Origin of the sequence: Mycobacteroides franklinii (assembly GCF_001853795.1) — a bacterium.
Lineage (GTDB): Bacteria > Actinomycetota > Actinomycetes > Mycobacteriales > Mycobacteriaceae > Mycobacterium > Mycobacterium franklinii.
Window position 1 is genome coordinate 161,478 of sequence record NZ_MLIK01000018.1, and the last position, 11,638, is coordinate 173,115.

Below are 11,638 nucleotides of genomic sequence, written 5' to 3' on the forward strand. Positions count from 1 at the left end.
CAGACGTCTGGCCGAACCTGCGATCACTCCGAAAGGGTACCGAGCGTGGCTGCAGCCGGTGCCCGCTGCGCCAGACGGTCAGCCCATGTCTGCAAGACATCCGGCGCAGTGGGGTTAGTGGCGAGGCTGCCGATGACGTATGCGGCTGCACTGGCCGCGAGGCCGCAGTAGATAGGTTGGTTGGCGGCAAGGCCGAAGACGCACATGGTGCCCAAGGTGACAGCAGTTCCGGCGATCATGGCGCAGAGTGCACCCATTCCGGTCGCTCGTTTCCAGAGGAACGCGCCCAGGATCGGCACCAGCAGGCCTCCGACCAGGATGGCGTAGGAAACGGTGAGCGCACTGACTACATCGTCGAGTAGGGCGGCGATCACGATGATCAAGGCGCCGAGCGCCACCACGTATCGGCGATCACCCTCGACATCCTGACCGGCCTTGTCGGCGGGGTCGGTTGTGGCGGACCGACCGAGCCCGAGCAGTGGCGCGATATCCGCCCTGGCCACCGTTGCGGTGGCGATGAGTGCCCCCGATGCGGTCGACATCATCGCGGCGATCGCTGCCGCCAGTACCAATCCGCTGATCCCGGCGGGCAGGATGGTATGGGCGATGATCGCGTAGACGTCATCCTGGGCCGTGACGTGGGGCAAGAAAGTGGATGCCGCCATGCCGATGAGCGCGCCCGCGATGCCGTAGCACAGACAGTAGATCGCCGCGGCGGTGCCGCCCCACTTCGCGACACCGGGTGAGCGTGCCGTGCAGACACGCTGCCAAATATCTTGTCCGATAAGCATTCCGAAGCTGTAGACGACGAAGTACGTGACGATGGTCTGGGTGCCGATTGCGCTCGGGTCGAAGAAACTATCCGCCGCGCGTCCACGGATACCATCAAGTCCGCCCGCCCGGTGCCACGTGAAGGGGAGTAAGAGTGCGAAGACTCCGATGGTCTTCAGAACGAACTGGACCATATCGGTCAGGGTGATCGACCACATACCACCGATCGCCGAGTACAGCATCACGATGACACCGCCGAGTATCACCGAGGCCGTACGGCCGATGTCGAACAGCACCGTGAAGATCGTCGCGTACGCGATGGTCGAGGTCACCGCGAGCATCAAAGTGTATGCGGCCATGACGAACCCGGACCAAGAGGTGAAATCGGTGCCGTATCGCAGATTGAGCATCTGGGCCACCGTGAACACGCGCAGTCTCTGAATGCGGCCGGCGAATGCCAGGCTGAGCGACAACAGTCCCACGGCAATCGCCACCACCAACCACATTCCGGAGATGCCATACCGATAACCGAGCCCGACCCCTCCGACCGTTGACGCTCCACCGAGCACGACGGCGGCCATGGTCCCGGTGTACAGCGCCGGGCCGAGACGTCTTCCGGCGACCAAGAAGTCGGCGGAGTCTCTGGTCCGAGTCTTGCCCCAGAAGCCGAATCCCAGCATGGCGCCGAGGTAAACGACGATGATGGCTGTATCGACGGATTTATCCATGGCGTCATCCCTCTGGTGTGCGTGTCAGGCGGTCATCGATGGGTGGGGGCGAACATGCGCAACCGGCAAGGCAGTACTACGACTGCCGGGCCCACGGTGGTGAATGTGTCGGCGACTATCTCGCCGACCGATGCGGATGTGGCGTAATGCGCGGGCACTCCGAAACTCCTTGCCAGGGAAACGAAATCCGGCCGGGTCAACTCGGTGGCGGTGGCTTGTCCGAACGCGCTGTCCATGTATTCGCGCAAGATGCCGTATCCACCGTCGTCGACGATCAGCCAGGTGACGTCGGCCTGGTGCTGCGCCGCGGTCGCCAACTCTGAGATCGAGTACATGGCACCGCCGTCGCCGGATACCGCGAGGGTACGTGTCTGCGTCCCGATCGCCGCGCCGATCGCCGCCGGATACGCAAATCCCAGGCCGCCGGCTCCCTGTGCGGAGTGGAAGGCGCCGTCGAGTGGGTCCCACGCCGACCAGGCCCAGTATCCGGCGATGGTCATGTCCCAAAAGGTTTGGGTGTCGGGAGGAACGGCGGTCCGGAGGTCGTGCACAAGAGCCAGTTCAGTGTCGAGAGCTTGGCGGGATAGGCTGTCCTGCACAGACTTCCGAAGGTCGCCGGCGAGCGTTGCGCCGCTACCGGGGCTGCGCGGGGTCACCAGGGCGCTGATGGCCCGCAACGCCAGGGCGGCATCGGCATGGATACCTAACCCGGGATGGTTGGCTTCAAGAACCCGCGGTTCGGCGTCGACGTGAATGAGTCGGCCTCGTGGGCGCAGTGTGAAGTAATTGCTCGTTACCTCGCCCATAGCGGTGCCGACGGCCAGCAACACGTCCGCACTGTTCAGCAGCTCGGTGGTGTGTCGGTCTTCGATCCATGAGGCTGCAGACAGAGGGTGCGCGAACGGAATTGCTCCCTTGCCACCGGCGGTCGATACCACTGGAGCGTCGAGCCGTTCGGCCAGGGCCGTGAGTGCCGCGGCGCCACCTGCTGAACGGCGAACGCCGCCTCCCGCCAAGATGACCGGCCGCTGAGACGAATTGATAAGGCGTGCTGCCTCTTCCACCAGCTCACGTCGGGGTGGCCGCTCGCTGATATGTGTTATCGCGGTGGAAACAGGCGGAACGTGGGTGGTAGCCAGCAGCACATCCTCCGGTATCTCCACCCAGGTGGGACCGGAGGGCGCGGACTGGGCCAGGGCCCAGGCGTCGGCCAGTAGGCTTGGAATCTGCGCGGCCTCGCGGGCGAGGGCGATGCTCTTCGTGACATTGATTGCGCTGCGCGACTGGTCGTCGAGTTGGTGCAGCATGCCCTTGTGGAGCCCGAGCCCGGCGCGCGGTACCTGGCTGGCGATCACGAGCAAGGGGACGGCCGTCGCGTGCGCCTCTTGCAGTGCTCCCAGCGCGGTGAGCGCACCGGGCCCGGTGGATAGAAAGAGCACGCCGACCTCGTCGGTGGCTCGCGCATAGCCGTCGGCTTCGAACACAGAATTGTTCTCCACCCGGGAGCTGATGAATCTCAGGTCGCTACGCCGGATCGCATCGAACAACCCGAGTGCGTGTTGGCCGGGGATGCCGAATACGTGGGATACGCCCAGTGCGGCAAGTGTTTCCACCACCACGTCGCCGCCGTTACGTTCATGCACCGGCTGTTTCCTCCCGGCGCAGGGCCAACAGCGACACCAAGTCGTAGGCGACATGTGCGGCGGCGATACCCGTGATCTCGGCGTGGTCATAAGCCGGAGCCACTTCCACCACGTCCGCGCCGACGATGTTCAATCCGCGGAAGCCCCGCAGGATCTCCAGCAGTTCGCGGCTTGTGATGCCACCCGCCTCCGGAGTGCCGGTACCGGGCGCGTGTGCGGGATCCAGGACGTCGATATCGACGGACACGTACACCGGGCGGGCACCGACGCGCTGGCGCAGTTTGTCGACGACTTCGGTCACGCCCTGGTAGTAGACATCGGAGGCGGTGACGATGCCGAAGCCGAAACGCCGGTCATCGTCCAGATCCTTCTTGCCGTATAGCGGACCCCGTGTCCCGACGTGGGTCAGCGCCTCGGTGTCGAGGATCCCTTCCTCGACCGCGCGCCGGAAGGGCGTGCCGTGCGTGTACTCCGCGCCGAAGTAGGTGTCCCAGGTATCCAGGTGTGCGTCAAAGTGCACCAGGGCAACGGGGCCGTGCGTGGCCGCGGCAGACCGCAACAGCGGCAGCGCGATGGTGTGGTCGCCTCCGATGGTCACTAGATTGCTTCCGCTAGAGGTTAATTCGTCAGCAGCCGCCTCGATGTTCTCTATCGCCTGGTGAATGTTGAATGGGTTCACTGCGATGTCACCCGCATCGGCTACCTGCGCGATGTCGAACGGTGAGACGTCCAGGGTGGGGTGATAGGGACGCAGTAGCCGCGACGACTCGCGGACATGGTTAGGGCCGAATCGGGCGCCGGGACGATAGGAGACGCCGGAATCGAAAGGCACCCCTGCGATGACGATGTCGGCGCGGGGAACCTGGTCCAGGCGCGGTAGGCGTGCGAAGGAGGCCGGGCCCGCGAAGCGCGGCGTCTGGGAAGCGTCGATCGGCCCTATCGTGGTCATGAGAAAGCTCCTTGCGGTGATGCATCCGTTGTGGTGATGGGGATCTGGGCGGGGGGAGCGGCCGGAACGCATCGGGGCCCTTGAGGCCCGAACGCATCCCGTGGCTCTGGGAACAGCCAGAGGGCAGTGGGATAGAGAACAGCGGAAAGACCGAGACCGACCGGGATGCTCAGGTCGACGCCTCCGGCGAGATTGCCCAAGGGGCCCACGAATTGCCCGGGCAGGTTGACGAAGCAGATGCTCAGCGCTGCTGCTGCCGTCCACGTTCCCAATCCTCGCCAGTTCCAGCCATGGGTGAACCAGTACCGGCCTCCGCGCTGGTGGCGATTGAACACTTGTAGCGAGTCCGAGTCGTACCACCCGCGTCGGCTGAACCAACCGACCATCATGACCACCATCCACGGTGCGGTACATGTGACGATGAGTGCCGCAAAAGTCGAAATGCTTTGCACCACATTGAAGATGAATCGGCCGGTGAAGATGAAGGCGATGGCGATGGACCCGATCAGGACTGTGGCCTGCACCCTGTTGAAACGTGGGAAGACGCTCGAGAAATCGAGTCCGGTGCCGTAAAGGGCAGTGGTTCCCGTAGACATTCCTCCGATGAGCGCGATCAGACAGACGGGCGCGAAATACCAACTGGGAGAAACGGCAAGAAGCCCGCCAACGTAGTTGCCTTGGTCCAGGTACTGGTGCGCGTTGGTGGCGACGACGGTGGCTGTCACCACACCGAAGAGGAATGGCACCAGGGTGGCAATCTGAGCAAGAAAGGTGGCCGACATCAGTTGCCAGCCCGGGGTCGTGCGCGGGATGTAGCGGGTCCAGTCGCCGAGGAAGGCGCCGAAGGACACCGGATTGGCCATGACGATGAGGACGGCGCCGACGAATGAGGGCCAGTACAGGGCATTGGTGCCGGGATCTGCCGTTGGCCCGAAGATGCCGGCATACGCGGGATCGAAGCTGGGGCCGAAGGCGGCGAGCCCGAGTAGGAACAGTGCCGTCGCGGAGATCACGGCGATCTTGTTGACCAGCAGCATGAATTGGAACCCGTATACACACACGACAAGGACCAGCAGCGCGAAGATGGCATAGGCCACCGCAACCGTAAACCCACTGTCCGGCAGTCCTATTGCCCTGCTTATGCCACCAACCAGGGCATCGCCGGAGGTCCACACGGAGATGGAGAAGAACGCCACTGCGGTGAGTAGCGACAGGAACGAACCCACGACACGGCCGTGCACGCCGAGATGCGCCGAGGACGAGACGGCGTTGTTGGTGCCATTGCGTGCACCGAACAGTGACATCGGAGCCAAAATCGCGGCCCCGAGCACCAGTCCGGTGAACGTTGCCAGGAGGGAGTCTCGAAAGGACAAACCGAAGATGATGGGGAAGCTGCCCAATACCGCTGTGGCGATGGTGTTGGCACCGCCGAATATCAACCGGAACAGATCGAGTGGCCTCGCGGTGCGTTCCGCGTCGGGAATGGGTTCGACGCCGTGTGCTTCGACCTCGATGACCTTGGGAGCAGGAACATCTGCGTCTGTTGTCATCGCGACCCTCGTTCCCTGGGATGTGGTGCGCGTCACCCTATGATCGCCAGAGATCTTCCGCAAGCAGTTCCTTCGTTACCGGCGCATTACGCGTTGCTATATAGCGATATTCGCGCGCTATTCTGATGAAAACATCGAAATATCCGCCCTGATGTTGTGGAAATGGCGGTTCGGCAATACCGAAAAATCTTGTGGGAATTTCACCAGGGAGAGTCGCCAGTGGACGAAATCGACGAGAGCATCGTGGCGCTCTTAGAAGTTGACGGCAGGCTGTCACATGTGGACATCGCCAGGGAGGTCGGCCTGTCCCGATCCGCGGCGGCGGCGCGGATTCACCGGTTGTTGTCCAGCGGTGAGGTGGAGGTGCGGGGCGTGGTGCACCCGGCCGTAATCGGTCGCGGCGCACTTGCCCACGTCGGGATTACGGTGGACGGGCCGGCCATGGGTCTCGCCGCGCAGGTCGCCCGGCGAGAGGACATTCCGTTCCTCTCCATGGCGACGGGTCAGTATGGCCTCGTCGCCGAGGTGCGCGCGGGTTCAGCGCACGACGTGGACAGGGCGGTCGCGGAGTTGCGTGCGCTGGATGGAGTGGTCGGTGTCGACACTCTCACGTATGTCGAGGTGGTTCGCGATGTCATCGGGCCGGTGGGCGATGTGCCTACGCATGTGGACGGAACGGATCTGGCGCTACTCAAGGCACTCCAAGACGATGGTCGCGCCTCGTACGTTGATCTGGCTGGGGCAGTGGGGCTTTCGGCGGCGGGTGTCCGGCGCAGAATCATCCGGCTGACCGAATCGCAGGTCGTTCGGATCGGGGCCGTGGTGAGGCACGCCGGGCGTGACCGGCAGACCGCCTTGGGCTTCGGGGTACGGCTTGGGGGTGACCACCCCGAGGTGGCCCAGTTGCTTGCCGCCATGCCGGCGGTCATCTTCGTGGCACGCACGCTCGGCCGCTTCGACATATTGGGCACCATCCGGGCGTTCACTGCGCGGCAGCTCATCGAACTGCTCGACACGATCAGATCCACACCGGGAGTCCGGGCAGTGGACAGCTGGGCTCACCTTCAGGTCGTCAAAGAGACCTACGCGTCAGGTCTGGATCTCCCCGATCACGAGTGATCAGACCAGCGCCGGCGCCTCGTCCCGTTGGGTGAGGGTATCGAGGAACTCGGTGGTGACAGCGGTACCGACTGGACCCAACGCCTTAGGCGACAGTGGGTTCAATGCCTGCAGCACGAGCAGGTGCTCGCCCCAGCACGGTGTCAGTCCGGGTAACGGAGCGTGCGCGGCGGGCTTGTCCCCGGTACGCAACGCGCTCACCACGGCCAGGTGCGGCGCGTCGGCGTTACCAGTGAGCTCAAGAGCCGTCCAGCGCTCGGCCAGCGCGGCATTCCGGATGCTCCCCAGGGTTTCGGGTAGCTCGTTGTTCACGGTGACCCGATAGGTGGCCAGGTAGCCGTGATCGTCGATGATGCCGCGCGCCCCTTCCTTGGCCTGTGCCGGCAGCGGGGTGTTCGGGCTCTCGGTCGCGGTGACCTGCCAGCCCAGTTCGCGCAGGTGGTCGGACAGTCGACGGGCCACGGTATCGGCGGTCTCGCGCAAGGGGATTCGTGGCGAACGGGCCTGCAGCGCGGTGAGGTTGTCCGCGGCACTCAGGGTCAGACTCACCCAGGTCTTGCTTGCCGCACCGTTGATATCGGCAGTCGTGACACGGATCGACGAGCACCGCACCCCGTAGCGATCCAGATATCCGGCGAGAAGGGCAATGGGCACATCCTCGCCCGAGGGACGCTCCGTCAGCTCGAGTGCCACGGTGCTGCGTGCGTCGACGCCCACGGCGACGATCGGTGCGGTGTCGGCGGGGGCACGTCCCGAGAACCTGCGGGCCAGCATCTTCGTGAACCGTCCGAGGATGTCGGTGAGGAAGGTACCGCGCCACCACACCAACAGAGCCAACGCCAGCACCCCAGCGGTGATCGCAATCCAGCGGTCCGCGGGGTCCCGGCGGTAGAGCGCAAAGGCACCGGCGGCGATCAGGGTCGCTACCAGCGTCAGGCGCAGCGTGTACGGCACCGGGGGGCGATACAGTTTCAACTTCTTACTCTCATTCGTATTCACTCAGTGCTCTCCTGTCTGCGACGCGCGCTGAGTGCGGCGACGACGATCACCGCGATCAGGCATACACCGGCGCCCAGGAAGGCGAGCCGCCGGGGAAGTGGGTTTTCCGGGGTGGGCGGGGGCGGCGGGACGACCGCGCGGGAGCTGGGTCCACCCGGTGCGTTCCCGTCAGCGGGGACCTCCCAGGTGAGCGCGGCCACCGGATCTACGATTCCGGCTCCCACCAGATTGGACGGCGACCGGCCCGCGTCACGAGCCGTTCTTTGCAGCCGTGAAATAACTTGCGGAGCAGTCAATTCCGGGTATCGACTGCGTACCAGCGCCGCGACACCCGAGACGTAGGCCGTCGCATAGCTGGTCCCGAAGAGGGGGGCCGGCTTGCCGTTCTGGCCGATCATGGCGTTGGCAAGCCCGCCCGCGGCGTCGTTGGACAGCGAGGTCACGTTCTCGCCATTCGCCGCGATACCCACCCAGGGGCCGGCCATGGTGAACTTTGACGGGGTGCCGTCGATGCCCACCGAACCCACTGACAGCACGTATGGCTGCCACCAGGAGGGCGACGAAACCGACTCCACTCCAGACCAATTCCTGGGGTCCGCGCCAGAACCGGAGAACGGGTTCTGCTGGCAGTTGGCGCTGCCGCCGTTGGTGTTGCCGGCGGCGGCGATGACGACCGCATCCTTCTCGGTGACGGCATACCGCAGTGCCGCACCGAGTGCTGCCTGATCGATGGGCTTGGCGACGGGAACGCACTCGGCCGAAGAAATATTGATCACGCGTGCCCCGAGGTTCGCGGCGTGCACGATCGACCGGGCCAAGGTATTCACGTACTGGGCAGCACCGTTGGTGGTCGGATCGCCGCCTGCGGTAAGCCGTGGGGAGAACTTTGTCGACTCCTGGCGGATCGAGATCAGCTTGGCCGCCGGTGCGATGCCGGAGAATCCATCAGGGCCGGGCTGGCCGCCGATGATGCCCGCGACCATGGTTCCGTGCCCGTCGCAGTCGGTGAGCCCGTTGGTGGACTGTACGTAGTCGCCACCGCCTTCGACATGTAGGCGTGCGCTCGGCTGCACGCCGGTATCGATGATCGCGACGCTTTGACCCTCGCCGCGAGAGAAGTGCCACGCTTCCTCGAACTCCGGGGACGGCTTTCCGCTCGTGCCCGTACCCGGCATCAGCACCGTGGTGCTGCACGCGCCGGACTGCGTGCCCGCGGTCGCGCTGGGGGCCGAATCTTTTGGCAGTGCAGCGGGATCAGCCACTGGGGGCGCCACCGCGTATGCGACCGGAGCTGTCATGGGAGACAGCGCCAGCAGCATTGCGGTAACGGCGCCCACCGACATGAATCGGATCATCGGTTGAGGATCCAGGTGAACAGCCCGGTGAGGTACGCGATGACCGGCAACAACGAGGCGTCGATACCGGAAGCGAGGAATCCCAAGAGGCGTCGGCTGGGCAGCGAGTAGCTTTCGGCCTCACCGATCTTGGGGTTGAAGACGACGACCGTCACCGCGGCGACCAGGAGTGCCAGCACACCGAGTGCCGCCAACGCGCCGGTGTAGCGCTGTTCGATGGCGAAGATCACCAGCAGTGTGCTCGTCACCAGGAACGGAACCGCGAGCAGCCAGGCCTTGCACACCGCCGAATCCCATACCCGGGCGCGCAGTGCCGCGCCTGCGGCGACCGCGACCACCAGGTACCAGGCCCACGGGCTAACCGGAGCAGATCCACCCACCATGGCAAGCGATCCCAGGATGGCCAAAAGCGAAGCGCCCGCGATGAATCCACTCTGGTGCGAGTCACTCAACTGGACACGTCGCGGCAGATCCTTGAGGACCGACATTGCCGGAGCGGAGGGGGTTGCGTCGCCGGGTGCGGGAATCGTCGGCAGCGGGAAGCGTGCGGCGAAGGCGGACAGTTGCGCGGCGCGCACGGTGACCAGCAATGCCACGATGATCAGCCCGCAGCCCAGGACGAACACGGAGGGGTGCCACAGGATCTGGGCGCCCGCCGCGGCCGCGATGCCAACGGAGAGCACCGTGGTCGCGGTGAAGAAGGCGATCAGCTGCCGCGCCACGATCAGGTAGATCAGCGACCACGCCGCCACTCCGGCGGCGCCAAGGAGAACGCGTGGTGCCAGTCCACCTCCCGGTACCGCCAGGGCGAGAGCGCCGGCAATCGGTGCCAGTGCGGTGACCGCCAACTCCGCGCCCAGACGGGGGGAGCGCACATGTGCCACCAATGCGCCGATCGCGGTGGCGATGGCTACCACTGCCAGGCCGGCGAGGCTCAACGACGACGCGGTGCGCACGTTGTGCACGATGGCCAGAACAGTTGCCGCCACGATCAATCCGAGGACACCCAGGCGACCGACGCGGGCGATGTGCTCGGTGCCCCACGGGCGTTTGCGTGATTCGGAGAAGATGACCGCCGCATCCGCGATGTCCTCGACGATGCCGGGCGCGGCGGGTCCGACAGGGGTTGGGCGCAGCGTCAGCAGGTCGCCGTCGACGACTCCTACGGTGTCCAGGGTTGCGTCGGCGCTGAACGGCGCGCCGTTCACCGGCGCCAGGCTCAGCCGTTGCGGCGTCGTTGCCTCGGTGGCGTCAGGGGCCACCATGCGGTGAACCGCGGGAATGATGTCGCGCATCGGCAGCTGTGTCGGCAAAGCGACTTCTGTCAGCTTTTCTTCACCGAGCACGGCTACCCGGACGATGGGCATCACGGCGTTGTCAGACATGGTGTTTCGTTTGACTCTCTCGATAGGGGGGTGGGGCTCAATGGGGGAACTAACTACAGGGAAAGCATCAGTCGAAGTCTCGGGTCAGTCGGGCATCGGGGAACCAGTGCCCGTTCGGGAGCGTGGCCATCAACTGCTCGACGGCCACTGCGATCGCGAACGGGGTTCCGGGTGCGAAGGTGGACAGCCAGGTGCCGTCGCCGGCGCGGTGCGGGCTGACGAGGATGCGCCCTGCGCTGGTATCGACCACGCTGATGCCTACCTCGGAGGTCTGTTGTGTTGCATTATCGCGTTGTCCGGCAACCACTTCGACGTAATTCCGATTTCCGATGAACGCCGATTCCACCACATTTTGCGCGGCGGGTGGGACGCCCAGATAGCCCATGACATCGGCAAGCGAGGCGCCGGCACGCAGTTGCTCGTCGGCTTTGGCGCCCACGTGAGTGGGCAGGGTGAACTCGGGGAAGCGCGCCGGTGCACGCCACCGCAATCCGGCCACCACGCTGGGAACCAGCGCCGACGAGTCGTCGGCGTCGACCACGGTGAAGGTGATCAGATGCGCGTTGCGCAGGGATACCACGGTGTGTGTGCGGCCTTGCGATTGCTTCTTCGCGATGATTCCGCGCATCACGTCCGGGTTCTCCGAACCTGCCGCGACATAGCGCAGTTCGAGCCAACGGTCCGGGCGACAGACGGTGCGGATCCATCCCGCCACGGCGGGATCCACTGTGCCGTCCGCGCCGAGAACACCGGCGCGGGTGAGTTCCTGAACGCGCTGAGCATTGAACCCCGCGCGCTGTGCTTCATCCCGGAAGGGGACGGTGATCGCCAGCACCCAGGGAAAGGTGCCGGCGCTCAACGTGTCTGCGAGGAACCAGGCCTGGTCAACCGTCAGCTCGACAGCATCCGGCGACCGGGTGGCCTGGTTCGTCGCAGCATCGGGAACCACGGTTCCCTGGGCGTCTAAGCGCCCCACTTGGCTCCTTCGGCCATGTCGCGGGCGTTCATGGAGAGGGTGTTGGTTTCGTGGGTGGTGCCCATGGCGCGGTAGGCGCGGATGAGTTCTTCCATGGCGGTGTTCCACTGGGCCTGCCAGGCGGCTTGGCTCATGGAGGTATCACCGTGCCAGGCGGCCTGCA

The 11,638-nt window shown here is 65.0% G+C and carries 10 protein-coding genes; 1 reads left to right on the plus strand and 9 read right to left on the minus strand.

Annotated elements, in window-relative coordinates:
- Nucleotides 1-23: 23 nt before the first annotated feature.
- From BKG76_RS07790 to BKG76_RS07805, 4 genes are read right to left on the minus strand one after another with little or no spacing between them, the layout of a single operon-like run.
- The gene (locus tag BKG76_RS07790) at nucleotides 24-1,499 is read right to left on the minus strand and encodes a sodium:solute symporter (RefSeq protein WP_070937129.1); all 1,476 of its coding nucleotides are present in this window, start codon (nucleotides 1,497-1,499) and stop codon (nucleotides 24-26) included.
- A gap of 32 nt (nucleotides 1,500-1,531) precedes the next feature.
- Nucleotides 1,532-3,142, minus strand: a complete 1,611-nt coding sequence (locus BKG76_RS07795; protein WP_070937130.1) for a thiamine pyrophosphate-binding protein — start codon at nucleotides 3,140-3,142, stop codon at nucleotides 1,532-1,534.
- Nucleotides 3,135-4,091: an agmatinase gene (speB, locus tag BKG76_RS07800; protein WP_165611507.1), complete on the minus strand. Its 957-nt coding sequence runs from the start codon at nucleotides 4,089-4,091 to the stop codon at nucleotides 3,135-3,137. The genes BKG76_RS07795 and speB overlap by 8 nt, the downstream gene beginning before the upstream one ends.
- A complete protein-coding gene (locus tag BKG76_RS07805) occupies nucleotides 4,088-5,641 on the minus strand; it encodes a purine-cytosine permease family protein (protein WP_070937131.1) in 1,554 nt (517 codons plus the stop codon). The genes speB and BKG76_RS07805 overlap by 4 nt, the downstream gene beginning before the upstream one ends.
- A 219-nt stretch (nucleotides 5,642-5,860) precedes the next feature.
- Here BKG76_RS07805 and BKG76_RS07810 point away from each other — a divergent pair, with 219 nt between their 5' ends.
- Nucleotides 5,861-6,760: an Lrp/AsnC family transcriptional regulator gene (locus tag BKG76_RS07810; RefSeq protein WP_236737546.1), complete on the plus strand. Its 900-nt coding sequence runs from the start codon at nucleotides 5,861-5,863 to the stop codon at nucleotides 6,758-6,760.
- Here BKG76_RS07810 and eccE read toward each other — a convergent pair whose 3' ends face one another.
- The 5 genes from eccE to BKG76_RS07835 all read right to left on the minus strand — a co-directional run.
- Complete coding sequence (gene eccE, locus BKG76_RS07815) at nucleotides 6,761-7,759, minus strand: type VII secretion protein EccE (protein ID WP_070937133.1); 999 nt, start codon at nucleotides 7,757-7,759, stop codon at nucleotides 6,761-6,763.
- Nucleotides 7,756-9,114: a type VII secretion-associated serine protease mycosin gene (gene mycP / locus BKG76_RS07820; RefSeq protein ID WP_070937134.1), complete on the minus strand. Its 1,359-nt coding sequence runs from the start codon at nucleotides 9,112-9,114 to the stop codon at nucleotides 7,756-7,758. The genes eccE and mycP overlap by 4 nt, the downstream gene beginning before the upstream one ends.
- On the minus strand, nucleotides 9,111-10,499 hold the full coding sequence (gene eccD / locus BKG76_RS07825) for a type VII secretion integral membrane protein EccD (protein ID WP_070937135.1): 1,389 nt from the start codon (nucleotides 10,497-10,499) through the stop codon (nucleotides 9,111-9,113). The genes mycP and eccD overlap by 4 nt, the downstream gene beginning before the upstream one ends.
- Before the next feature lie 67 nt (nucleotides 10,500-10,566).
- Complete coding sequence (locus tag BKG76_RS07830; RefSeq protein WP_070937160.1) at nucleotides 10,567-11,448, minus strand: ESX secretion-associated protein EspG; 882 nt, start codon at nucleotides 11,446-11,448, stop codon at nucleotides 10,567-10,569.
- Between the two features lie 14 nt (nucleotides 11,449-11,462).
- A partial coding sequence (locus tag BKG76_RS07835; RefSeq protein WP_070936926.1) for a WXG100 family type VII secretion target occupies nucleotides 11,463-11,638 on the minus strand: 176 nt, incomplete at its 5' end.

Bases quoted from the DNA above. Each gene is read 5' to 3' on its own strand.
- BKG76_RS07805 (WP_070937131.1), bottom strand. From the start codon at position 5,641: ATGACAACAGACGCAGATGTTCCTGCTCCCAAGGTCATCGAGGTCGAA.
- BKG76_RS07790 (WP_070937129.1), bottom strand. From the start codon at position 1,499: ATGGATAAATCCGTCGATACAGCCATCATCGTCGTTTACCTCGGCGCC.
- mycP (WP_070937134.1), bottom strand. From the start codon at position 9,114: ATGATCCGATTCATGTCGGTGGGCGCCGTTACCGCAATGCTGCTGGCG.
- eccD (WP_070937135.1), bottom strand. From the start codon at position 10,499: ATGTCTGACAACGCCGTGATGCCCATCGTCCGGGTAGCCGTGCTCGGT.
- speB (WP_165611507.1), bottom strand. From the start codon at position 4,091: ATGACCACGATAGGGCCGATCGACGCTTCCCAGACGCCGCGCTTCGCG.